Raw genomic sequence first — 21,214 nt, forward strand, 5'->3', positions numbered from 1 at the left:
CTCCCCCTCGCCGGTTCACTACCGGCGCTTCTTGCCGTCCAGTTCGTCCCACCACTCGTCGGACTTGGGGTCGCCGGAGGGGTCGTCCCACCAGCGGTCGTCCGGGCCCCGGCGGTTCGCGACCATCGCCGCGACGGGCGGGATGACCATGGCGACGAGGCACATCCCGACGGCGACGGGGACGGACCACAGGCGTACGACGCCCCAGGCCAGGACGAACAGGGCGATGCAGCCGCCCATCATCGCGAAGTACGTGCGCCGCCGTCGTGCGTACATACCTCCAGCGTAGGTCCGGGCATGCCGAAGGGCCGCACCCCGGGCGTCCAATCCGTGGGATGCGGCCCCTCCTGGCACTGCCGCCGTCAGACGGCGATCGCAACCTCCGCCAGGCCGCCCTTCTGGGCGACGACCGTGCGGTCGGCGGTGGCGCCGGGCACGAGGGCACGGACGGTCCAGGTGCCCTCCGCCGCGTAGAAGCGGAACTGTCCGGTCGCCGAGGTCGGCACCTCGGCCGTGAACTCGCCGGTCGAGTCCAGCAGACGGACGTAGCCGGTCACCGGCTCGCCGTCCTTGGTCACCTGACCCTGGATCGTGGTCTCACCGGGCTTGATCGTCGAGGCGTCCGGGCCGCCGGCCTTCGCTCCACACATGTCGTACTCCTGAAGAGAGGTCAGATAAGGTCGGTCGGTTTGCTTACTTGTTGGCGCCGAGCTCGATCGGCACACCGACGAGGGAGCCGTACTCGGTCCAGGAGCCGTCGTAGTTCTTGACGTTCTCCACGCCGAGCAGCTCGTGCAGCACGAACCAGGTCAGCGCGGAGCGCTCACCGATACGGCAGTAGGCGATGGTGTCCTTGGCCAGGTCGACGCTCTCCGCGGCGTAGAGCTCCTTGAGCTCCTCGTCCGACTTGAAGGTGCCGTCGTCGTTGGCGTTCTTGGACCACGGGATGTTGCGGGCGCTCGGCACGTGGCCGGGGCGCTGGGACTGCTCCTGCGGCAGGTGGGCCGGGGCGAGCAGCTTGCCGGAGAACTCGTCGGGCGAGCGCACGTCGACGAGGTTCTGCGAGCCGATGGCCGCCACGACGTCGTCGCGGAACGCCCGGATGGACGTGTCCTGCGGCTTGGCCTTGTAGTCGGTCTTCGGGCGCTCCGGCACCTCGTCGCCGGCGACCAGCTCGCGGGCGTCGAGCTCCCACTTCTTGCGGCCGCCGTCGAGGAGCTTGACGTTCTCGTGGCCGTACAGCTTGAAGTACCAGTACGCGTAGGAGGCGAACCAGTTGTTGTTGCCGCCGTACAGGATCACCGTGTGGTCGTTCGCGATGCCCTTCTCCGACAGGAGCTTCTCGAAGCCCTCCTGGTCGACGAAGTCACGACGGACCGGGTCCTGGAGGTCCTTGGTCCAGTCGATGCGGATCGCGTTCCGGATGTGGTTCTTCTCGTAGGCGGACGTGTCCTCGTCCACCTCGACGATGGCGATGGTCGGGTCGTCCAGGTGCTCCTGGAGCCAGTCGGCGTCGACCAGGACGTCGCTGCGGCTCATGCTCTTTCTCCTCCGGGGCAGTTGCGGCGGGGCGTGCGAGATCTGCGGGGCGCGCGCCCATGACGAGGGCGGCGCACGGGTGCCCTTGGTGCAGGGCGGCGGGGATGCGCGCGCCGGCGCATGGGCCGACGCGGTCGCTCAGAAGGTGCGACAGAGCATGGCGGCGACGCGGCACAGGTCGACTGCCCGCCGCTTCGTGAGATCCGCCTGTCGCTTCATGCCGTCGATCGTAGGGACGGTCAGGCACGCGTGTCACCGGCGTGTCGCATACTGAGACGAGAAAATCCACGATGTGGGATCGAGGGGCTTCGCGGAGGCGCGGGACAAGGGTCGTGCCCGAATGTATCCGCCGTCACCCCTGAGCTACGGACATCACTGTCTCGCCCACCGGACACTCCAGGTCCGGCCCGCCTGGCGCCTGTCCTACCCGGCCAGGCGGACGTTGGAACCCTTCACCGTGATCTCGACGCCGCCCGGCGCGGCCTGGACCTTGTCCAGCCGGATGCCACCGGGCAGGCCGTCGATCTTCTGCTGGAAGTCGGTGATGGCCCGGACCCGGGACTCGGCGATCTCGACGCCGCCGAACTTCGGCAGGCCGTCGGCCTTCACCCGCACGGTGTCGCCGTCGATCACCGTCACGGAGCTGAGCACGGAGACCGGTTCGGGCAGCTTGGTGCCGAGGACGGTGGCCTCGACGGTGACCTTGATCTTGCCGTTGCCGCCGTCGGAGAGGCCGACGATGTTGGCGGTGACGCCCGGGGCGACCTGGGTGGGCTCGGACTTCGCCGTCTTCAGCAGCTCGTCGTAGGCGATGGCCGCGGAGCCGGTGGCGCTGGTGGCGATGGCGGAGGTGTAGCCGCCGGAGAACTCGACGCCCCGCATGTCGGCCCGGAGGTCGTCGATACGGATCTTCTCGGCGCCGTTGCCCGCGGCGGCCTCGTAGTTCGTGATGCCGACCTCGATGTCGTCCAGGGAACCGCCGACGACCTGGGTCAGGAACGGGAAGCCCTTGATGGACACGTCCGGAGTGGCGGAGAGGTTCTCGGTGGTCTTCAGACGGTCGGCGGCCTCACCCTCGGCGAAGTTCACGGCGACGCGGTCGGCGATCACGAAGAGTCCGCCCAGGATCACGACGACGATCAGCAGTATTCGCAGTGCGCGCATGCGGTGTTTCCCCCACCTAGGCGGTTGGACGGCGGTCCGGTGTTCGACGACCGAGCGGTCGTCCTTGCGTGAGGGTAACTCCGCGTGGGGTGGGGGCCCTGGGTTTGTCGATCATCTGTGACAGGGCAGACGCCCGGCGTCGTCATCGCCCACCGGTGCCGCCCTCAGCGGCACGATTGCCCGCAGCTATGGTCTGTCGTTTGGATCAGGTCGCAGGGAAGCGACTGTTCTGCTCGACCCCGCGTCTGCGGCGTGATCCAAACGACAGGCCCTAGCCCCCTAGACCAGGGCCCGCCCGAGTACATAGACCACCGGGGCCGCGGCGGACAGGGGCAGGGCCACGCCCGCCGTGAAGTGGACGAAGCGGGACGGGTAGTCGTAGCCGGCGACTCGGTGGCCGATCAGGGCGCAGGCTGCCGCGCCCGTGCCCAGGAGGGCGCCCGACGTGCCCAGGCCCGTCAGCGAGCCGGCCGCGACGCCGCCGCCCGCTCCCGCGAGCAGTGCCACCACCACCGACGCCGGGGTCGGCAGCGGCAGGGCGCGGGCCAGGACCGCGACGGCCACCGCGATCGCGCCCACGGTCACCGCCTCCGCGTCGGCCGCGAGGTACCCGCCCGCCACGATCGCCAGGGCCGACGCCGCGACCGTCGCCATCAGGCCGTACATCCGCTCGTCCGGGTCGGCGTGCGACCGCAGCTGGAGCACCAGCGCCAGAAGCACCCACACCCCGAGCGTGCCGAGGATCGCCGAGGGTGAGCGGCCCGAGGCCAGCAGCGCCGCGTCCGCGGCCAGCGCGCCCGCGAAGCCCAGCGCGATGCCCTGCCGCGCCGGCCACATCCCGTTCAGCCGGAACCAGCCGGCGGCGGTGACGGCCTGGAGGACGACGAGCGGCACCAGGAGCGCATACGTGCCGACCGCCGCCGCACCCGCCAGCAACAGCCCCAGCAGCGCCGTCAGCGCGGCCGGCTGCATCCCGGGCTCGATGATCGGTGACCGCCCCTCCGCCCGCGCCCGCTGCGCGTCCGTGACCCGCGGGTTCCCGGCGACGGTGGCCGGGCCGTACCCGGCGGCGGAAGGAGGAGTGGGGGCAGAAGCATTAGCCACGTACCCCTGCGGCGGCAGATACGCCGTCTCCTCCGCCGCCGTCACCTGCGCGGACACCGGCGACTGCGACTGCGTCTCCCAGGTCTGGCCCTGCCACTGCTGTGCGTACTGCTGGGCGGCGTACGGATCGTCGTACCCCTGGTGCCCCTGCTGATAGCCCTGCCCGGGCCACCCCTGCGGCGTCTGCGGCTGCTGCCCGTAGGGGTCATAGCCGTCGTACGGCTGGTTGGTCATCGCTCACCCTCCTGCGAACGGCGGGAGCACCTCGACCGTGCCGCCGTCGGCCAGCCGTACCGTCTCATGTCCGCGGGTGCCCACGGGGTCACCGTCCACGAGGAACGAGCATCGCCGCAGCACGCGCTCGAGTTCGCCGGGGTGTCGCGCGCGGACCCCGTCGAGCGCCTCGGCGAGCGTGGCCGCCTCGTACGGCTCCTCGGCCACCCCGGCCGCGGCCTTGGCGGCGGCCCAGTAGCGCACCGTGACCTTTGGCATCTGCTTCCTCGATTGCTTGTCGGTGAACCCCGTCAGGCTAGCCCGCCCGGCCCACGACCCACTCCCCGATCCGCTCCAGCAGTTCGTCGCTCGCCGCGTGCTCGGCATGCCCCATGCCCGGTTCCAGCCACAGTTCGCCCCGGTCAGCGGCGGCCGCGGCCAGCATGCGGGGATGGTCGACGGGGAAGTAGCCGTCGGCGTCGCCGTGCACGATCAGCAGGGGCGTGGGTGCGATCCTCGGCACCGCCTCCACCGGAGAGAGCGGGACCGGGTCCCAGTCCCGGTGGTGGATGCGGGTACGGAAGCCGTACCTGCTCACCACCCGGCCCTCCGGCCGCGTCACCAGCCAGTGCAGCCGGCGCATGGGGGCCGTCCCCCGGTAGTACCAGCGTGCGGGGGCGCTGACGGACACCACCGCGTCCGTGCCCTCCTCGAACAGCGCCGCATGGCGCAGCACCACCGAGCCCCCCATCGAGAACCCCACCGTCCCCACGCGCGCGTGCCCGAGCTCCCGGGCCCACCGCACCGCCGCCGCCAGGTCGAGCACCTCCCGGTCCCCGACCGTCGACCGCCCGCCGGACGCCCCGTGGCCCCGGAAGGAGAACGTGACGACGGCCCCGTACCGGGCGAAGGCCTGAGCCACCCGCCGCACGTGCGGCCGGTCCACGGCACCGGTGAAGCCGTGGGCGACGACGAACACGGGGTGATCGGCAGGCGTCCGGGAGATGTCGCATACGACGTCATCCCGGTCGTATGCGACGGCACCCGGGTCGTATACGGCGTCGATCGTCACACCGTCGGACGTGCGCAGAAACCTCCGCAAATGTGATCGCACGGACGTTCCCCGAGTCGTCTCGGAGTGCGGACGATCGGTGGAACGCGCCACATGACCTGCCGGACCAGTGCTCATGTGGGCTATTCTGCTGGGCAGAGGACTCGGGCAGCGTAGCCCCCGGGTCCTTTTGTGCTTTCGGAAGCGTTGTATACGACGCGGGAAACCGCAGGTGTACGGGGCCTTCGGGATCGCAGAGCTGTGCTGTGCCAACAAACGTCCTCGCAGGGACCGAGGAGGAACCAGACGTATGAGTTCTCTGCTGCTCCTGACCAACGCCCTCCAGCCGTCGACGGAGGTGCTCCCCGCCCTCGGCCTGCTCCTGCACAACGTGCGGGTGGCCCCCGCGGAGGGCCCCGCCCTCGTCGACACCCCCGGCGCCGACGTCATCCTCGTCGACGGCCGCCGCGATCTGCCGCAGGTCCGCAGCCTGTGTCAGCTGCTCCGTTCGACCGGCCCCGGCTGCCCGCTCGTCCTCGTCGTCACGGAGGGCGGTCTCGCCGCCGTCACCGCCGACTGGGGCATCGACGACGTCCTGCTCGACACCGCCGGCCCGGCGGAGGTCGAGGCGCGGCTGCGGCTGGCCATGGGACGCCAGCAGATCGTCAGCGACGACTCCCCGATGGAGATCCGCAACGGCGACCTGTCGGTCGACGAGGCGACGTACTCCGCCAAGCTCAAGGGCCGCGTCCTCGACCTCACCTTCAAGGAGTTCGAGCTCCTGAAGTACCTCGCGCAGCACCCCGGCCGCGTCTTCACGCGCGCCCAGCTGCTCCAGGAGGTCTGGGGCTACGACTACTTCGGCGGTACGCGCACGGTCGACGTGCACGTACGGCGGCTGCGCGCCAAGCTCGGCCCCGAGCACGAGTCGCTGATCGGCACCGTCCGGAACGTCGGTTATCGATTCGTTACGCCGGAGAAGGTGGAGCGCGCCGCCGAGGAGGCGAAGGCCAAGGCGGCCAAGGAAAAGCCGGACAACGAGGACGAGTCGGTCGCTTTTGACGCCACCGAGGCGCGTACCAAGGCGTAAAGAGGCGTATCGCGGTGCCCATCTGGGCATCGCTATCCGCACGGAGTGCGCGGGCGGCCGCCGGACGGCGGTCGGGATGTCGTACGTAAGTACGGAAGCTCCCTTACGCCCTGCCCAGAGCGGGTATATCCGCGTAGACTCCGCGCGTGGCCAAGGTGACTCGGGATGATGTGGCGCGGCTGGCAGGGACTTCCACTGCCGTGGTCAGCTATGTCATCAACAACGGACCCCGGCCGGTCGCCCCGGCCACGCGCGAGCGTGTCCTCGCCGCGATCAAGGAGCTGGGGTACCGGCCCGACCGGGTCGCGCAAGCGATGGCGTCCCGGCGTACGGATCTCATAGGCCTGATCGTGCCGGACGCGCGCCAGCCCTTCTTCGGGGAGATGGCGCACGCGGTCGAACAGGCCGCGTCCGAGCGCGGAAAGATGGTGCTCGTCGGGAACTCCGACTACGTCGGCGAGCGTGAGGTCCACTACCTGCGGGCCTTCCTGGGCATGCGCGTCTCCGGGCTCATCCTGGTCAGCCACGCGCTCAACGACCTGGCCGCCGCCGAGATCGACGCCTGGGACGCCCGGGTCGTGCTGCTTCACGAGCGGCCCGAGGCCATCGACGACGTCGCCGTCGTCACGGACGACCTGGGCGGCGCCCAGCTCGCCGTACGGCACCTGCTGGAGCACGGCTACGAGTACGTCGCCTGTATGGGCGGCATAGCCGAGACCCCGGCCGTCGGCGACCCGGTCTCCGACCACGTCGAGGGCTGGCGGCGCGCGATGGACGAGGCGGGCATCTCCACGGAGGGCCGCCTCTTCGAGGCCCTCTACAACCGCTACGACGCCTACCAGGCCGCCCTGAAGATCCTCTCCGGACCCGAGCGCCCGCCCGCGATCTTCTGCTCCACCGACGACCAGGCGATCGGCCTGCTGCGGGCCGCGCGCGAACTGCGGATCGACGTGCCCGGCGAGCTGGCGGTGGCCGGCTTCGACGACATCAAGGAAGCGGCGCTGACCGACCCGCCCCTGACGACGATCGCCTCGGACCGTTCGGCGATGGCCCGCGCGGCGGTGGACCTCGTCCTCGACGACGGACTGCGCGTGGCGGGGGCCCGCCGGGAGCGGCTGAAGGTGTTCCCGTCGCGGCTGGTCGTACGGCACTCCTGCGGCTGCGCGTAGCCCCTTCCGGGGCGCCTGACGCGCCCCTTCCGAGGTGCCTTTATATCGGGCATACGAGGTTCTGTCGGGCTTCTCAGGATGGACTCAGGAAGCTCTCATGGTCGGGTTCCAAGCTCTGAGACATGACCGAGAGCTTCCACCGCAGTGGCGAGTACGAGAACCCTTACGAGGGTCAGCAGCAGGCCCCGGTGAACCCCGAGTGGCCGCCTCCGCCGGCGTACAGCCCGGCACCCGCTCCGAAGAAGCGCAACCGTGGCACCGTGGCCCTGCTCGCCGCCGTGGCGATCGTCGCCGCGGCGATCGGCGGCGGCACCGCCTACGGCATACAGGAGCTGACGGGCAGCGACACCGTCGCCTCCAGCTCCACCAGCACCAACGTGGTGCCGTCCAGCCAGAAGGGCACGGTCGCCGGCGTCGCCAAGGCGGTCAGCCCCAGCATCGTCGAGATCAGCGCCGACTCCAACGCCGGTTCCTCCACCGGCTCGGGCGTGATCATCACGAGCGACGGCGAGATCGTCACCAACAACCACGTAGTCAGCGGTGCCTCGCAGATCAAGGTGACGACCAACGACGGCAAGTCGTACTCCGCCAAGGTCGTCGGCACCGACAGCAAGAAGGACCTGGCGCTGATCAAGCTGGAGAACGCCGCCGGCCTGAAGGCGGCCACGCTCGGCGACTCCTCCGGGTTGCAGGTCGGCGACCAGGTCGTGGCCATCGGCTCCCCCGAGGGCCTGTCCGGCACCGTCACCAGCGGCATCGTCTCCGCCCTCGACCGTGACGTCACGGTCCCGACCGACGAGGACCAGGGCCAGCAGTCCCCGCAGGGCGACGGGTGGCCGTTCGAGTTCGGCGGGCGGCAGTTCAACGGCGACACCGGCTCGGACACCACGACGTACAAGGCGCTCCAGACCGACGCGTCCCTCAACCCGGGCAACTCCGGCGGCGCGCTGATCGACATGAACGGCAACATCATCGGGATCAACTCCGCGATGTACTCGCCGGCGGGCGCCGCCTCCTCGTCCTCCGACGCGGGCAGCGTGGGCCTGGGCTTCGCGATCCCGATCAACACCGTCAAGGCCGACCTCGCCAAGCTGCGGGCCGGCGCCACCGACTGAGTTCCCGCGAGTGAGGAGTACGGCGATGATCCAGCAGGTTCCGCACACGGTGCCGGGGACCGACCCGGCGGGGTTCGCGCTGGCGCTGGCGGTGGCGTACGAACTGCACGCACCGGCGACGGCATCGGCGACGCGAGCGCCCGAGGTGGCGACGGCCAAGTCCCGGCCCGCGCGCAGGGCCGCCGCCCGCCGGGCCGCCGCCGCCCGGCGCCGCGAGGTACGGGGCTGATCCGGGGGTGATCCTTCTCCCGGCCCTCCCCGCCGCCGTGCGAGGCTGAGAGCGTCAGCGACACCCCGCCCCGCCACACCACACCCGAGGAACCCGACCCATGAGCCCCGCAGACGGCGACCGTGACTCCCAGCGCATCCTGATCGTCGACGACGAGCCGGCGGTACGCGAAGCACTCCAGCGCAGCCTCGCCTTCGAGGGGTACGAGACCGAGGTCGCCGTGGACGGCGCGGACGCCCTGGAGAAGGCCGCGGCGTACCGCCCCGACCTGGTCGTCCTGGACATCCAGATGCCCCGCATGGACGGCCTGACGGCAGCGCGCCGCATCCGCGGCACCGGCGACACGACCCCGATCCTCATGCTCACGGCCCGCGACACGGTCGGGGACCGGGTGACGGGCCTCGACGCGGGCGCCGACGACTACCTGGTCAAGCCCTTCGAACTGGACGAACTCTTCGCCCGCATCCGCGCCCTGCTCCGCCGCAGCTCCTACGCGGCGGCCGTCGGCGCGGGCAACCCGGCCGACGAGGACGCCCTCACCTTCGCCGACCTGCGCATGGACCTCGCGACGCGCGAGGTCACCCGGGGCGGCCGGGCAGTGGAGCTGACCCGCACGGAGTTCACGCTGCTGGAGATGTTCATGGCACACCCACGCCAGGTCCTCACCCGGGAGCAGATCCTGAAGGCGGTCTGGGGCTTCGACTTCGAGCCGTCGTCGAACTCCCTCGACGTGTATGTGATGTACCTGCGCCGCAAGACCGAGGCCGGTGGCGAGCCGCGCCTCGTCCACACGGTGCGCGGTGTGGGCTACGTGTTGCGGCAGGGCGGCGCGGAGTGAACAAGGTCGTACGCCGGTTCCGCTCCCTGCCGATCCGGTCCCGGCTCGCGCTGCTGGTGGCGGCGGCGGTGGCGTTCGCGGTGGCGGCGGTTTCGGTGACGTGCTGGTTCATCGTGCAGGGGAAGTTGTACGACCAGGTGGACGGCGATCTGAAGTCGTCGTTCCGGACCCTTCAGGCGGACGATTTCGACGCGCTGACGAAGACGTGCCCCCAGACGCCCTCGAACACGCTCGGCGGGGCCCCGCGCCCGCAGACCTACGCGCAGGTCGTCAGGTCCGACGGCAGGGTCTGCCTGTTCAGCAACCTCATGCCCCAGGTGAAGGTCACGAGCGGCGACAAGGCCGTGGCCAGGAACCCCGACCCCACGACGGCCCAGCTGCGCAACGGCACCGACAGCGACGGCAACTCGGTGCGGGTGCTGACCACGGCGGTCGTCGTGAAGGACGGCCCGTTCCAGCAGGGCGTGGCCGCCGACTACGCGCTGGTCATCGCGGTCCCTCTCAAGGGCATGGAGTCCACGCTCAACGAACTGGCGCTGATCCTGCTGCTGGTCTCCGGCGTAGGGGTGGTGGGCGCCGGGGCGGCCGGGCTCATGGTCGCCCGGGCGGGCCTGCGCCCGGTCGACAAACTCACGGAAGCCGTCGAGCACGTGGCCCGCACGGAGGATCTGGACGTCCGCATCCCCGTGGACGACGCCGACGAAGACGAGGTGGCCCGCCTCTCCCGCTCCTTCAACTCCATGACCTCGGCCCTGGCCAGCTCCCGGGCACTCCAGCAACAGCTCATCGCGGACGCCGGCCACGAACTCCGCACGCCGCTCACCTCGCTGCGCACCAACATCGAACTCCTCACCCGCAGCGAGGAGACGGGCCGCCCCATCCCCGAGGCCGACCGCAAGGCGCTCCTCGCGTCGGTGAAGGCACAGATGACGGAGCTGGCCGCGCTCATCGGCGACCTGCAGGAACTGTCCCGGCCGGACACCGGCCAGCACTCCGGCCGGACGCAGATCGTCTCCTGGCAGGACATCGTCGACTCGGCGCTGCGGCGGGCGCGGCTGCGCGGCCCGGAACTGACGATCACGGCGGACGTACAGCCGTGGTTCGTGCGCGCGGAACCCTCCGCCCTGGAACGGGCGGTGGTCAACATCCTCGACAACGCGGTGAAGTTCAGCCCGGAGGGCGGCAGGATCGAGGTGCGCCTGTCCGAGGGTGTCCTGACGGTCCGCGACCACGGCCCGGGCATCCCCGCCGACGAACTCCCCCACGTCTTCGACCGCTTCTGGCGTTCGCCGAGTGCGCGCGCCCTGCCCGGCTCGGGCCTCGGCCTGTCGATCGTGGCGCGCACGGTGCAGCAGGCGGGCGGCGAGGTGTCGCTGTCCCACGCCGAGGGGGGCGGCACGGTGGCGACGGTACGGCTGCCGGGGGCGGCGGTGCCTCCGCCGGACAGCCCCGCCCTCGCCGACGAATAGCCCGGATCCGGTATCGATATATCGTGGTGTGTCGCACTGACGGGCGAGGAGGGTGACGCATGGCCGCGACGGCGGAACTGGATTCGGGCGATCTGATCGAGGTGTTCAAGGCCCTCGGCAACCCTGCCCGGCTGCAGATCATGCAGTGGCTGAAGGATCCCGACGCGCACTTCGGTGAGTACGAGCCGATCGCGGACCGTCGGGCGGTCGGCGTGTGCGTCACGCACATCCAGGCGAAGGCGGGACTCGCGCAGTCGACGGTCTCCAGCTACATGAGCACGCTCGAACGGGCGGGACTCGTGCGTCCCACCCGGGTGGGCAAGTGGACCCACTACCGGCGCGACGAGGAGCGACTGGGCCGGCTGGCACGGGCGATCGGCACGACCCTCTAATTGACGAATCGCGATACGTCGATATGATCTGCCCATGTCGACCTTCGCCGCTGCGCCCACAGCCCTGATCGTTCACGCCCACCCCGAACCTCACTCGTTCAGCACCGCCCAGATGGCGGCTGCGGCCCGGTCCCTGGGCGAGGCCGGGTACCGGGTCGACGTACTGGACCTCTACGCCGACGGCTGGGCCCCGGTCCTCGCCCGCGAGGAGTTCGCTCCGGTGGACGGCCCGTTCAAGCCGCAGGCCGAGCAGATGCGCGCCGTCGAGGAGGGGACGCTGGACGCGGCCGTCAAAGCCCATCTGGACCGGCTGCTCGCCGCCGATCTGCTCGTACTGTCGTTCCCGATGTGGTGGTTCTCGCTGCCGGCCGTCCTCAAGGGATGGGTGGACCGGGTCTTCGTGATGGGCGGGGTCTTCGGCGGCGACCACGGGCTCTTCGGCGACGCGGCGCTCGCCGGGAAGCGCGCGATGCTGCTGTTCACGACGGGCGGGCCCGGCGAGTCGTTCCGACCCGGTGGAGCCTTCGGTCCGATGGACGACTTCCTGTTCCACATCCACCGGGGAATGCTGGAGTTCGTCGGCTTCCAGGTCCTCGACCCCGTGATCACCTACGGCCCGGCCCGCATGACCGACCAGGAACGAACAGCGGCGCTGGACGCGGTCAGGGAGTCCGTCGCGCGCATCGCGGCCGATGCCGGAACCACCGTGGGCTGACGCCGACGCCGGCTGGAACCGGTGCCGTCACGTCTCCGTCCGGTACATCAGATCCACCTCGTGCGTGACGAACCCCAGCCGCTCGTACACCGACACCGCCGCCTTGTTGTCCGCGTCGACGTACAGCATCGCGGTCGGCACGCCCTGGTCCGCCAGGTGCCGCAGGCCGATCGTCGTGAGGGACTTGCCGAGGCCGCCGCCCTGGGCGCCGGGGGCGACACCGAGGACGTACACCTCGCCCAGGCCCTCCTCGGCGTGGACCTTGGTCCAGTGGAAGCCGATGAGTTCGTCGCCGCGGAAGGCGAGGAAGAACCCCGCGGGATCGAACCACGACTCGGCCTTGCGGTCGTCGAGGTCCCGCTGGGTGAGCGAGCCCTGCTCGGGGTGGTGGGCGAAGGCGGCGGCGTTGACGGCGAGCCAGGCCGCGTCGTCCTGGCCGGGGACGAAGGTGCGGACGGTGACGCCCTCGGGGAGGGCCGGCTCGGGCGCGTCGAAGCCGGTCAAGGGGCGGCGCATCTGGCGCAGTTCGCGGAACAGGGTCAGGCCGAGGACCTGCGCGAGGTGCCGGGCGGCGGAGTGGCCGCCGTGCGCCCACACCCGCAGCCGCTTGCCGGACGCGGCCAGCAGCGCGGAGCCCAGTGCCCGCCCGTGCCCCTGGCCCCGGTGCCCGGGGTGCACGACGAGTTCGGCGGCCGGCGGCTCCACCGGGTCGGTGTCCTCCAGTTGGGCGTACCCGACGAGTTCGCCGTCGACGGTGAGCAGCAGATGGGCGACGCCCGCGCGTTCGCCCCCGCGCAACTGCAACCGGCCCTGTTCGGAGACCGCCTGCTGCCCGTCGGCGCGGGCGGCCTCGGCGAGCAGTTCGAGGACGGCCTCGGTCTGTTCCGGGGGAAGCGCGGCATATGTGTCGATCGAGCGGGGGCGGCCGGGCCGTGCGGTGTCGTCGCTGGTCATGCGTACGAGGGTACGGGGGACTGCCGGTAAATCGGCGGCAAGAAGCAACCAGGATGTGACCCGAAAGCTCTGTCGCGCTACGCGCGTTGACTCTAGGCTGCGCCGGACGACATCACTGTCCCAGCAGAACCACAGGGGGGCGTATGCCAGCCACTTCACCGGCACCGGCGCACCAGGAACGCCGCAGACGTCGCACGAACCGTCTCGTCGCTCTCGCCGCCGGTGTCGCCACCGTCGGCGCGCTGGCCGCGGCGACGGTGCCCGGGTCGGCGTCGGCCGGCGAGAACCACAGCGGGGGCGGCCACTGGCCCGGCCGCTACCAGGACGTCCAGCTGCTGTCCTTCAACGACCTGCACGGCAACCTGGAGCCGCCCACCGGCTCCTCCGGCCGGGTCACCGACGGCACGACGAAGCCCATCGACGCGGGCGGTGTCGAGTACCTCGCCACCCATCTGCGTCAGGCCCGCGAGGGCGAGAAGTACTCCATCACGGCGGCCGGCGGCGACATGGTCGGCGCCTCCCCGCTGATCTCCGGTCTCTTCCACGACGAGCCGACCATCGAGGCGCTGAACAAGCTCGACCTCGACGTCACCTCCGTCGGCAACCACGAGTTCGACGAGGGCGCCGAGGAGCTGGCCCGCCTCCAGAACGGCGGCTGCCACCCCAAGGACGGCTGCTACACGGACCAGGAGTTCCAGGGCGCCGACTTCCCCTACCTGGCCGCCAACGTCCTCGACGAGAAGACGAAGAAGCCGATCCTCAAGCCCTACTGGGTGTGGAAGAAGAAGGACGTCAAGGTCGGCTTCATCGGCGTGACCCTGGAGGACACCCCGGGCGTCGTCTCCGCCGAGGGCGTCAAGGGCCTCTCCTTCAAGGACGAGGTCGAGACGATCAACAAGTACGCCAAGGTGCTCCAGCGGCAGGGCGTGAAGTCGATCGTCGCGCTCATCCACGAGGGCGGCTTCCCGGCGTCGACGTCGTACAACTACGACTGTGACGCCCCGGGCGCCGGCGACGGCATCTCCGGCCCGATCGTCGACATCGCCAAGAACATCACCCCGCAGGTGGACGCGCTGGTCACCGGCCACACCCACGCCGCGTACGCGTGCACCATCAACGACCCGGCGGGCAAACCGCGTACGGTCACCTCGGCCGCGTCCTTCGGCCGGCTGTACACGGACACCACACTGACGTACGACCGTTGGACGGGTGACATCGCCCGTACGGCCGTGGCGTCCGCGAACCACGTGGTCACCCGGACCGTCCGCCCGGCGAGCGACATGACCGATCTGATCGTCAAGTGGAACGACCTCGCGGCGCCCATCGGCAACCGCCCGATCGGACACATCGCCGCCGACATATCCAGCACCGGCACCGAGTCCCCGATGGGCGACCTCATCGCCGACGCGCAACTCGCGTACGGCAAGGGGCTCGACCCGGAGACGGACCTCGCGCTGATGAACCCGGGCGGAATCCGGGGCCCGGGCCTCGCCTACGCGGCCAAGGGGACCGAGGGCGACGGCGTGGTGACGTACGCCGAGGGCTTCACGGTCCAGCCGTTCGCCAACACCGTGAACCTCCAGGACTTCACGGGCGCCCAGCTGATCCAGGTGCTCAAGGAGCAGGTGACCGGCCCGAACGCGGCGGCGCCGAAGGTCCTCCAGGTGTCGTCCGGCCTCACCTACACGCTGGACCTCACCAAGTCCGGCGCCGACCGCGTGGTCACGGACTCGATCAAGCTGAACGGCGCGGCCATCGACCCGGCGGCCACCTACCGCGTCGCGACGAACAGCTTCCTCGCGGGCGGCGGCGACGGCTTCCCCACGCTCGGCCAGGGCACGAACGACGTCGTCGGCGCCGACGACCTGACCGCGCTGGAGCAGTACCTGACGGCCAACTCGTCGGCCACGAACCCGCTGGCCCCGCCGAAGGCGGACCGTATCGCGATCGTGAAGTAAATCGCATACAGGGGATTCAAGTTGCGACCAGGGGCGGTGCGCATGGTCGGATGAGACGATGCGCACCCCCCACCGCGTAGACACGCAGCACCTTTCCCAGGACCGCTCCGAGCAGCCCCACGACCGCTCCGAGCAGCCCCGCAACCCCTACGACGAACTCGGCGCACTCGACGACGGCCCGCTGGAGGAGACCCCTCTGGAGGACTTCCTCGGCGAGGACGCCGAGCGGCGGGACGAGCGGGAACCCCAGTGGTCGCCGCCCGACCACCGTCGTGGCGGACGGCGTCGGCGGAATCGTTTCGCCGGACTGCCGCTCGCGGTGAAGGCAGTGGTCGGGCTGGTCGTGCTCACCGCCTTCGTCGCCCTCGCCGACCGCTGGGCCCTGCTGTACGCCGAGCACCGGGCCGCCGACACGCTCAAGGACCGGCTGGACCTCGCGGCGGCGCCCGAGGTGGAGATCGGCGGCTTCCCCTTCCTCACCCAACTCGCCGACAAGCGGCTGGAGTCGGTGAAGGTGACCGTCCCGGACGTCGCCGCCGACCGGGTCTCACTGGCGAGGGTGTCGGCCACGGCGCACGACATCCGGCTGGACGCCGACGGCCTCACGTCCGTGCGCGGCGCCCACGTCCCCCGGTTCGACGGGGACGTCCTGCTGTCCTTCGAGGACCTCAACCGCGAACTGGGCGCCTCCCAGGTGACGTTCACCGGCGAGGGCCGCGACCGCGTCCGGGCCCGTGGCACCCTGCCCGTCGCCGGGCACGACCTGCGGCTGCGCGCCGAGGCCCGGATCCAGCGGCAGGGCGAGCGGGGCATCGCCACGGAGATCGGCGGGATGCGGCTCGACATCGGGGACCTGGCCACCTACCGCCCAGGCACCCGCGCCTCGGAGGGCCTGCACCTGACGCCCAAGGGGACCGCCGACCTCTCCCGGGAGACCCGCAAGGCCAAGGCGCTGCTCTCGGTCCCGGCGATCGTGCAGCGGATGGGCGTGCCCGAGGCGACCGTGCGCGAGGCCCTTGCCGACGACGGCAAGCTCGCCGAGCTGACCGGCTCCCCGAAATTCGCCCGCCAGGCCGAACGCCTCAACCTCATCGACCTGGCCCTGGACAACCCCGAGGTGCTGCGCCGCCTCGGCCTCGACCCCAACCTCCTCGACGAGCTGTCCGGCCTGACCCGCCCGGTCCTGGCCGACCGGCTGGCGCTGGCGTTCGAACTGCCGAAGCCGGAGCAGGGGGACGTACGGCTGGACGACGTGCGGGTGGAGGAGGACGGCATTCGGGTGCGGGTATCGGGGTCTGGGCTGACCGTGGGTTCGTAACCCTGCGGTCCGCAGCCTGTGTTCCTGATGAGATTTGGTGTGCAGATGTGTTGACCCCTGTTCGAGTCCTCTTCTAGTTTGCGGGAGCCAACGAGCCGCCGATCTGTACGCGAGTTCTGCGGACGCAACTGCTCGGAAGGGGACGTCGTGTCACGAGAGACTCATCGAGGGACAGCCGGCCTGGGGGCGCTGCTCGCCTGCGTCACGGCATTCGGCGGGGCCCTCGCCTCCCCCGCCGCCGCCTCCCCCGCCGCCCCACCGCCCGTCAGCGACTTCAAGGGCGTCAACTGGGCCGACCCGCGCGACAACTTCGCCGACGACGCGGTCGTGCCCTCGGGCCTGTCCGCCTCCGACAGCTACGCCACCACCTACGCCAAGTCCAGGGCGATCATCGGCGGGTTCTCCGAGCTGGGCGCCAACACCGTCCGCCTCCCGGTCAACCCGACCTCCGTGAACGGCCCGTTCTGGAAGTCGTACCGGGGCGCGATCGACGCCGCCACCGCCAAGGGCTTCAAGGTCATCCTGGGCTACTGGGAGGCCGACAACGCCAAGGACGGCAAGATCGACAACCAGGCCTCCTGGGACCAGATGTGGGCGCGGATCACCTCCGCCTACGCCCGCAACTCCAAGGTGTACTTCGAGCCGATGAACGAGCCGTTCGGCTACACCGCCCAGGAGTGGACCGACATAGCCGCGAAGTGGGTGACCACCCATGGCAACGTGCCCCGCGACCGGATGCTGATCGGCGGGTACAAGTACAGCGAGGACGTCAAGCCGGTGTGCGCCGACCCGCGCCTCAAGGGCACCCGGATCGCCCTGCACAACTACGGCTTCTGGCACACCGACTGGACCAGCGTCGACCAGTGGAAGCAGGACTTCAAGGCGCGCATCGGCGACTGCGCCTCGCGCACGATCCTCGACGAGTTCGGCGCATCGATGACGACCGGCCTGGACTACAACGGCCCGGTCAACGGCTCCAACGAGGTCGCCTACATCCAGGCCGCGACCGACATCATCCGGGAGATGGGCCTGGGCTCGGTCTACTGGCCCGGCCTGCGCAACGGTGACACCTACTCCCTCACCACGCTCCAGGGCACGGGCACGGACCTCAGCCTGAAGGTGAACAACCAGAGCGGCCTGGACCGGCTGCACTGGGCCTGGAAGCAGTAGAAGTCCCTACGGGGAACACCATGGTGGCCCTTCCGGGTCCGGCGCCGCTCGTCAGCCGGACCCGGAAGGGAGCCGTCAGGACGCCGAAGGCGTCCAGCCCGCGAGCCAGTCCGCGACCTCCTGGTTCGCGGCCTGGGCGTCACTCAGGTGCGGCCGGTTGGTGCTCGCCGGACCCGCGCCCGCGCCGTAGTTGCCGTACTCGGCGAACCGGTCGTCCTTCCACGAGAACCCGCTCATGTCGGTCCACGGCGTGGACTTGATCGCGGCGCTCAGGTTGGTGTTGCGGACCGTGGTCTGCGGGTCGAGCGAGGCGTCACCGCCCGCGTGCCAGGGCCGCCCGAGGTAGAAGCTGCCGCCCGACACATCGCCGTTCACCGTGGAGTTGGCGATCAGGATGCCCTTGCGGTTCGCGGCGGTGCTCGGCGCGGTGATGTACCCGGCCGAGGTGCCGTTCCAGCGCTTCTTCAGCGTGATGACGGACTTGTCGACGACGGCCGTGGCCCGCCCGAAGATGAAGTCGACGTTGCCGATGACGTAGGAGTTGCTGACGTAGACCCGGCCCAGCCGGTCCTTCGACGCGGTGTCGAGCAGCAGTGTGTCCTGGTCCCCGCTGACGATGATCCCGTCCAGGAACACCTTGTCGGCGGCGGTCCGCAGGGCGACGGCCTGGTGGCCGTTCAGACTCTGGTTCTTCGCCTCGTCGAAATCGTTGGAGATGGTCAGGTTGCGCGCCTGGAAGTCGTCGGCCTCGACGGCGACGGTGGCGCTGCCGGAGGTGCCGTACGTGCCACCGCCGGGCTTGGGCGTACCGGAGGCGTTGTTGTAGACGATCGTCGTGTCCTTGCGGCTGCTGCCGGTCCCCCGGATGGTGACGTGCGGCTTGTTGGACGGCACCTTCACCAGCTCCCGGTACGTCCCCGGCTTGACGGCGATCACGACCCGCGACGGATTGTTCGCCGGTACGGCGTTCACGGCGGCCTGCACCGTGCGGTACTGGCCACTGCCGTCCTTGGCGACGGTGAGGGTGGTGGCGGCCGCGGCTTTGGTGGAGGCGGCGGCCTTGCCGATGGAAGCGCGGGGCCCGGCACCGGACTTGAGGATCGACGGAAGGTCGGCGGCCTTGTCGAGGGTGTACCTGTAGTAGGCCTTCGGATCGAAGGCGGTCCCGCCGCTCTCGTTGCGCCCGCTGGTGCCGGAGAAGGAGTTCCCGCGCTGGACGATGGCGGCGCCGCTGTCCTTGATGACGGGATTCTTCACGCCCTGGAAGAGGGAGTTCTCCAGGACCATCCTGGTCGCGCCGCGCGCGTAGTTGCCGTAGGACGACTTGATGGCCGTGCCCGGGGCGTCCTCGAGGAAGTTGTTGTAGAGGTGGGCGTGGGCGGCGTTGTCGGTGGACGGGTTGCGCTGCTCGGTCTCGCGGATCCAGTTGTGGTGGATCGTGATGTCCGTCTTGACGTTCTCGGTCCAGCCGATGCCGAAGGTCTTGTTGTTGTCGCTCAGCTTGTTCCAGGAAACGGTGACGTTCGTGCTGTCCTTGCGGACGTCGATGAGCCCGTCGGCCATGTGCCGCAGATCGTTGTGGTCGATCCACACATGGTGGGCGCCGTCCATCTGAACGGCGTCGAAGTCGTGGTCCTTGTCGTTCCAGACGCCCTGGTACGAGTCCCGGATGGTCAGGTTCCGGATGATCACGTTGTGCACGCCCTGGCCGAGGAAGAACCCACCGCCGACGATGTGCCCGGAGGTCCCGGACCCGACGATGGTCTTGTCGGACTGCACCTTGATCTCTTTGCCGACCGGGTTCATGTTGATGGTGCCGGCGACGACGATGACGTACGGCTCGGTGGCCGTGGCGTACTTCTCCAGCTCGGCCTGCGTCTTCACGGTGACCGTCTTGCCGTCCCGGCCGCCGTACGTCCCTTTCTGCCCGAGGGAGTTGACGGAGGCGAACCCGTCGGCGGTGTCGGCGGCCCAGGCCGGGGCGGCGGCGGAGGCCTGCTGGGCGGTGGAGCCGAGGACGCCGAGGTCTGTGCCGTAGGCGAGGGTGCCGGCGGCGGTCAGGGCCAGCGGGACGCCGACCGCCAGGGCCGTGCGGCTTCTGCGGTGCCGGGGCTTGCTGGGCAGCTCACTCATGCGGCGAATCCGTTCCGTGCGGGGGGGGATGATCCGGTGGTGGGTCGCCGCCCCGCACGGAAAGGTTGCCGCGTCTTGCGTATGTTCCTTACTTGACGCAGGACTTGGGGTCGAGCTTCTCCTCGATCTTGTCCTCGCGGCCGTCGGGCTGGCCGTTGGGGAGGAGCTTGTCGGAGATGCCGTCGATGTAGTACCCGTGGGAGTAGATGGTCCGGTATCCCCGATCACGCCAGCTGTGCGCGGTGCGGTCGCCGTTGCCCTTGTTCCACTGGTAGTCCTCGACGTGGAAGACGGGGTTCACGCGCACCACGCGCTGATACGGCGTCCAGGTGACGGCGACCTGCCGGCAGGGCGGAATGGTCTTCTCGCTACGGGTCTCGAACTTGGACTCCTTCTCCCAGCCCCACTCGTAGCCGGCGCTGCCGCCCACGCTGCCGGAGAAGATGCTCTTGGCGAGGGAGAGGCTGATGGTCCCGCCGACGCTCTTCTTGGCGAACGTCTTGGTGCTGTAGCTGCTGACGAAGGTCTCCTTGTCGTCGGCGGAGCCCTTGTTGCCGATCCACCGGGACGTGCGGACGGTGTCGCCCTTGATGGACCAGGTCGAGGCCTCGGCGTACCCGCACCAGCCGCGGAACAGCTCCCACGGCCCGGCGGGCTTCCACAGCCCGAAGACGTCCCGCAGGTATTCGTCCTGGGTCTTGAACTCACCGGTCTCGACGTTGAGGGCGCCGTAGACGCCCGTCAGGCTCGCCTCCTGGTTGCAGAGCCGCTCGATCATCCGGTCGGTGTCACCGGGGTCGACGCCCCGGATGTTGGTCGCCCCGGCGGGCCCGGCCGTCGCGGTCCCCGCGCCGGCCAGCAGACCGGATATGGCGAGGGCGGAGGATGCGACAACGACGCCGCATTTCCTGAGAGTTGACTTGCGAATGAGACGCATGGGGGTGGCTCACTCCTGAGTGCGGTTCTGTGACGGCGATGAAGATGCCAGAACGGCTGCGGGAGTTCGCGGTACTGGTGAGTATGACAGGACATTGACAGCTGACCGGGTTTCATATCCTGCTTTATCGGATGTCGTCCCCACGACTACGACTGACCGCGACCCGCAACACGTCTCCCAGGGACTCCACAGCCCTCGTCAGTGCGAAGCGCACGGCGCGTTCACCGGCGTTGGGGTCCCCGAGTACGGCCTTGGCGCCCGCGAGGACCTGTTCGGCGGAGGCGAGTTGAGCGGCCTCGATGTCGTCGGCGAGCCGTGAGAGGAGGCTGTGGGGACTGTCGGTGGAGAGGTAACAGGGCTTGCCGTCGGTGCCGGTCCAGGGGAGCCGTCTCATGCGAAGACCTCCAGGGTGCGGAGGTACGGCCGTACGAGCGGGGTGTCCATCACCAGGGGCTCCTCCATGTCGAGGGGGCGGGCGGTTGGGGTCGGCGGGGAGTGGGGGATGGTCGCCGACCATCGGGCCGGCGTCGCTCGGTGACGCCCTCGGGCGGGCAGCAGGCTCCGCACGATGAGGAGCAGGACCGACTCGCAGAGCTCAGCGATACGCAGGCGCACGGGGGTGTCCCTTCTCAGGGCAGACGGGAGGGGTGTGACGA

The 21,214-nt window shown here is 70.1% G+C and carries 24 protein-coding genes; 11 read left to right on the forward strand and 13 right to left on the reverse strand.

All coding sequences use genetic code 11. The features are described from left to right. Nucleotides 1-18: 18 nt before the first annotated feature. The 8 genes from ACIBNA_RS32585 to ACIBNA_RS32620 form a co-directional block, all read right to left on the reverse strand. Entirely contained in the window at nucleotides 19-276 is a 258-nt protein-coding gene (locus ACIBNA_RS32585) for a DUF3099 domain-containing protein (protein ID WP_274817347.1), read from the reverse strand. An 86-nt stretch (nucleotides 277-362) separates the two neighbouring features. After that, the gene (locus tag ACIBNA_RS32590) at nucleotides 363-650 is read right to left on the reverse strand and encodes a DUF1416 domain-containing protein (protein WP_010036201.1); all 288 of its coding nucleotides are present in this window, start codon (nucleotides 648-650) and stop codon (nucleotides 363-365) included. A 43-nt stretch (nucleotides 651-693) separates the two neighbouring features. Further along, nucleotides 694-1,539, reverse strand: a complete 846-nt coding sequence (locus ACIBNA_RS32595; RefSeq protein WP_399168777.1) for a sulfurtransferase — start codon at nucleotides 1,537-1,539, stop codon at nucleotides 694-696. 138 nt (nucleotides 1,540-1,677) lie between these two features. Further along, a complete protein-coding gene (locus ACIBNA_RS32600; RefSeq protein ID WP_350310325.1) occupies nucleotides 1,678-1,758 on the reverse strand; it encodes a putative leader peptide in 81 nt (26 codons plus the stop codon). A gap of 204 nt (nucleotides 1,759-1,962) precedes the next feature. Then, a complete protein-coding gene (locus tag ACIBNA_RS32605; RefSeq protein ID WP_399168778.1) occupies nucleotides 1,963-2,703 on the reverse strand; it encodes a DUF2993 domain-containing protein in 741 nt (246 codons plus the stop codon). 279 nt (nucleotides 2,704-2,982) lie between these two features. Next, nucleotides 2,983-4,041 carry a hypothetical protein gene (locus ACIBNA_RS32610; protein WP_399168780.1) on the reverse strand — a complete coding sequence of 353 codons (1,059 nt, stop codon included), beginning with the start codon at nucleotides 4,039-4,041 and terminating at the stop codon, nucleotides 2,983-2,985. A gap of 3 nt (nucleotides 4,042-4,044) precedes the next feature. Beyond that, entirely contained in the window at nucleotides 4,045-4,299 is a 255-nt protein-coding gene (locus ACIBNA_RS32615) for a MoaD/ThiS family protein (RefSeq protein ID WP_037671193.1), read from the reverse strand. A gap of 37 nt (nucleotides 4,300-4,336) precedes the next feature. Beyond that, the gene (locus ACIBNA_RS32620; protein ID WP_399168781.1) at nucleotides 4,337-5,209 is read right to left on the reverse strand and encodes an alpha/beta hydrolase; all 873 of its coding nucleotides are present in this window, start codon (nucleotides 5,207-5,209) and stop codon (nucleotides 4,337-4,339) included. Between the two features lie 172 nt (nucleotides 5,210-5,381). On the opposite strand from ACIBNA_RS32620, the gene ACIBNA_RS32625 reads away from it, so the two are divergent. The 8 genes from ACIBNA_RS32625 to ACIBNA_RS32660 all read left to right on the forward strand — a co-directional run bounded on the left by ACIBNA_RS32625 (nucleotide 5,382) and on the right by ACIBNA_RS32660 (nucleotide 12,088). After that, on the forward strand, nucleotides 5,382-6,161 hold the full coding sequence (locus ACIBNA_RS32625; protein WP_399168782.1) for a response regulator transcription factor: 780 nt from the start codon (nucleotides 5,382-5,384) through the stop codon (nucleotides 6,159-6,161). A 146-nt stretch (nucleotides 6,162-6,307) separates the two neighbouring features. Next, nucleotides 6,308-7,330 (forward strand): LacI family DNA-binding transcriptional regulator, encoded by a 1,023-nt coding sequence (locus tag ACIBNA_RS32630; RefSeq protein WP_274817355.1) that lies wholly within the window; start codon nucleotides 6,308-6,310, stop codon nucleotides 7,328-7,330. A 122-nt stretch (nucleotides 7,331-7,452) separates the two neighbouring features. Continuing rightward, entirely contained in the window at nucleotides 7,453-8,445 is a 993-nt protein-coding gene (locus tag ACIBNA_RS32635; protein WP_399168783.1) for a S1C family serine protease, read from the forward strand. Nucleotides 8,446-8,470: 25 nt separating this feature from the next. Next, nucleotides 8,471-8,674, forward strand: a complete 204-nt coding sequence (locus ACIBNA_RS32640) for a hypothetical protein (protein WP_399168784.1) — start codon at nucleotides 8,471-8,473, stop codon at nucleotides 8,672-8,674. Nucleotides 8,675-8,774: 100 nt separating this feature from the next. Continuing rightward, nucleotides 8,775-9,512 (forward strand): response regulator transcription factor, encoded by a 738-nt coding sequence (locus ACIBNA_RS32645; protein WP_399168785.1) that lies wholly within the window; start codon nucleotides 8,775-8,777, stop codon nucleotides 9,510-9,512. After that, the gene (locus ACIBNA_RS32650; RefSeq protein ID WP_399168786.1) at nucleotides 9,509-10,981 is read left to right on the forward strand and encodes a sensor histidine kinase; all 1,473 of its coding nucleotides are present in this window, start codon (nucleotides 9,509-9,511) and stop codon (nucleotides 10,979-10,981) included. The genes ACIBNA_RS32645 and ACIBNA_RS32650 overlap by 4 nt, the downstream gene beginning before the upstream one ends. 59 nt (nucleotides 10,982-11,040) lie before the next feature. Next, nucleotides 11,041-11,373 carry an ArsR/SmtB family transcription factor gene (locus ACIBNA_RS32655; protein WP_399168787.1) on the forward strand — a complete coding sequence of 111 codons (333 nt, stop codon included), beginning with the start codon at nucleotides 11,041-11,043 and terminating at the stop codon, nucleotides 11,371-11,373. Nucleotides 11,374-11,407: 34 nt separating this feature from the next. Beyond that, nucleotides 11,408-12,088 (forward strand): NAD(P)H-dependent oxidoreductase, encoded by a 681-nt coding sequence (locus tag ACIBNA_RS32660; RefSeq protein WP_399168788.1) that lies wholly within the window; start codon nucleotides 11,408-11,410, stop codon nucleotides 12,086-12,088. 27 nt (nucleotides 12,089-12,115) lie between these two features. Here the strand turns inward: ACIBNA_RS32660 and mshD are convergent, their stop codons facing one another. Continuing rightward, a complete protein-coding gene (gene mshD / locus ACIBNA_RS32665; protein WP_399168789.1) occupies nucleotides 12,116-13,042 on the reverse strand; it encodes a mycothiol synthase in 927 nt (308 codons plus the stop codon). A 143-nt stretch (nucleotides 13,043-13,185) separates the two neighbouring features. Between mshD and ACIBNA_RS32670 the strand changes: the two genes are divergently transcribed. The 3 genes from ACIBNA_RS32670 (at nucleotide 13,186) to ACIBNA_RS32680 (ending at nucleotide 17,488) form a co-directional block, all read left to right on the forward strand. Further along, on the forward strand, nucleotides 13,186-15,000 hold the full coding sequence (locus ACIBNA_RS32670; RefSeq protein WP_399168790.1) for a bifunctional metallophosphatase/5'-nucleotidase: 1,815 nt from the start codon (nucleotides 13,186-13,188) through the stop codon (nucleotides 14,998-15,000). A 58-nt stretch (nucleotides 15,001-15,058) separates the two neighbouring features. Further along, nucleotides 15,059-16,318, forward strand: coding sequence for a DUF2993 domain-containing protein (locus ACIBNA_RS32675; protein WP_399168791.1), 1,260 nt, complete (start codon nucleotides 15,059-15,061; stop codon nucleotides 16,316-16,318). A 147-nt stretch (nucleotides 16,319-16,465) separates the two neighbouring features. Continuing rightward, a complete protein-coding gene (locus tag ACIBNA_RS32680) occupies nucleotides 16,466-17,488 on the forward strand; it encodes a glycoside hydrolase family 5 protein (RefSeq protein WP_399168792.1) in 1,023 nt (340 codons plus the stop codon). Between the two features lie 75 nt (nucleotides 17,489-17,563). Here the strand turns inward: ACIBNA_RS32680 and ACIBNA_RS32685 are convergent, their stop codons facing one another. The 4 genes from ACIBNA_RS32685 to ACIBNA_RS32700 all read right to left on the reverse strand — a co-directional run bounded on the left by ACIBNA_RS32685 (nucleotide 17,564) and on the right by ACIBNA_RS32700 (nucleotide 21,173). Further along, nucleotides 17,564-19,621, reverse strand: coding sequence for a pectinesterase family protein (locus ACIBNA_RS32685; RefSeq protein WP_399168793.1), 2,058 nt, complete (start codon nucleotides 19,619-19,621; stop codon nucleotides 17,564-17,566). An 88-nt stretch (nucleotides 19,622-19,709) separates the two neighbouring features. Beyond that, the gene (locus tag ACIBNA_RS32690; RefSeq protein WP_399168794.1) at nucleotides 19,710-20,558 is read right to left on the reverse strand and encodes a hypothetical protein; all 849 of its coding nucleotides are present in this window, start codon (nucleotides 20,556-20,558) and stop codon (nucleotides 19,710-19,712) included. A gap of 124 nt (nucleotides 20,559-20,682) precedes the next feature. Beyond that, nucleotides 20,683-20,952, reverse strand: coding sequence for a hypothetical protein (locus tag ACIBNA_RS32695; RefSeq protein WP_399168795.1), 270 nt, complete (start codon nucleotides 20,950-20,952; stop codon nucleotides 20,683-20,685). Then, entirely contained in the window at nucleotides 20,949-21,173 is a 225-nt protein-coding gene (locus ACIBNA_RS32700; RefSeq protein WP_399168797.1) for a hypothetical protein, read from the reverse strand. Before ACIBNA_RS32700 ends, ACIBNA_RS32695 begins: the two co-directional genes overlap by 4 nt. Nucleotides 21,174-21,214: the final 41 nt, after the last annotated feature.

Origin of the sequence: Streptomyces sp. NPDC050164 (assembly GCF_044459945.1) — a bacterium.
Lineage (GTDB): Bacteria > Actinomycetota > Actinomycetes > Streptomycetales > Streptomycetaceae > Streptomyces > Streptomyces coeruleorubidus_A.

Bases quoted from the DNA above. Each gene is read 5' to 3' on its own strand.
- ACIBNA_RS32585 (WP_274817347.1), bottom strand. From the start codon at position 276: ATGTACGCACGACGGCGGCGCACGTACTTCGCGATGATGGGCGGCTGC.
- ACIBNA_RS32590 (WP_010036201.1), bottom strand. From the start codon at position 650: ATGTGTGGAGCGAAGGCCGGCGGCCCGGACGCCTCGACGATCAAGCCC.
- ACIBNA_RS32595 (WP_399168777.1), bottom strand. From the start codon at position 1,539: ATGAGCCGCAGCGACGTCCTGGTCGACGCCGACTGGCTCCAGGAGCAC.
- ACIBNA_RS32600 (WP_350310325.1), bottom strand. From the start codon at position 1,758: ATGAAGCGACAGGCGGATCTCACGAAGCGGCGGGCAGTCGACCTGTGC.
- ACIBNA_RS32605 (WP_399168778.1), bottom strand. From the start codon at position 2,703: ATGCGCGCACTGCGAATACTGCTGATCGTCGTCGTGATCCTGGGCGGA.
- ACIBNA_RS32610 (WP_399168780.1), bottom strand. From the start codon at position 4,041: ATGACCAACCAGCCGTACGACGGCTATGACCCCTACGGGCAGCAGCCG.
- ACIBNA_RS32615 (WP_037671193.1), bottom strand. From the start codon at position 4,299: ATGCCAAAGGTCACGGTGCGCTACTGGGCCGCCGCCAAGGCCGCGGCC.
- ACIBNA_RS32620 (WP_399168781.1), bottom strand. From the start codon at position 5,209: ATGAGCACTGGTCCGGCAGGTCATGTGGCGCGTTCCACCGATCGTCCG.
- ACIBNA_RS32625 (WP_399168782.1), top strand. From the start codon at position 5,382: ATGAGTTCTCTGCTGCTCCTGACCAACGCCCTCCAGCCGTCGACGGAG.
- ACIBNA_RS32635 (WP_399168783.1), top strand. From the start codon at position 7,453: ATGACCGAGAGCTTCCACCGCAGTGGCGAGTACGAGAACCCTTACGAG.
- ACIBNA_RS32640 (WP_399168784.1), top strand. From the start codon at position 8,471: ATGATCCAGCAGGTTCCGCACACGGTGCCGGGGACCGACCCGGCGGGG.
- ACIBNA_RS32645 (WP_399168785.1), top strand. From the start codon at position 8,775: ATGAGCCCCGCAGACGGCGACCGTGACTCCCAGCGCATCCTGATCGTC.
- ACIBNA_RS32655 (WP_399168787.1), top strand. From the start codon at position 11,041: ATGGCCGCGACGGCGGAACTGGATTCGGGCGATCTGATCGAGGTGTTC.
- ACIBNA_RS32660 (WP_399168788.1), top strand. From the start codon at position 11,408: ATGTCGACCTTCGCCGCTGCGCCCACAGCCCTGATCGTTCACGCCCAC.
- mshD (WP_399168789.1), bottom strand. From the start codon at position 13,042: ATGACCAGCGACGACACCGCACGGCCCGGCCGCCCCCGCTCGATCGAC.
- ACIBNA_RS32670 (WP_399168790.1), top strand. From the start codon at position 13,186: ATGCCAGCCACTTCACCGGCACCGGCGCACCAGGAACGCCGCAGACGT.
- ACIBNA_RS32675 (WP_399168791.1), top strand. From the start codon at position 15,059: ATGCGCACCCCCCACCGCGTAGACACGCAGCACCTTTCCCAGGACCGC.
- ACIBNA_RS32685 (WP_399168793.1), bottom strand. From the start codon at position 19,621: ATGAGTGAGCTGCCCAGCAAGCCCCGGCACCGCAGAAGCCGCACGGCC.
- ACIBNA_RS32690 (WP_399168794.1), bottom strand. From the start codon at position 20,558: ATGCGTCTCATTCGCAAGTCAACTCTCAGGAAATGCGGCGTCGTTGTC.
- ACIBNA_RS32695 (WP_399168795.1), bottom strand. From the start codon at position 20,952: ATGAGACGGCTCCCCTGGACCGGCACCGACGGCAAGCCCTGTTACCTC.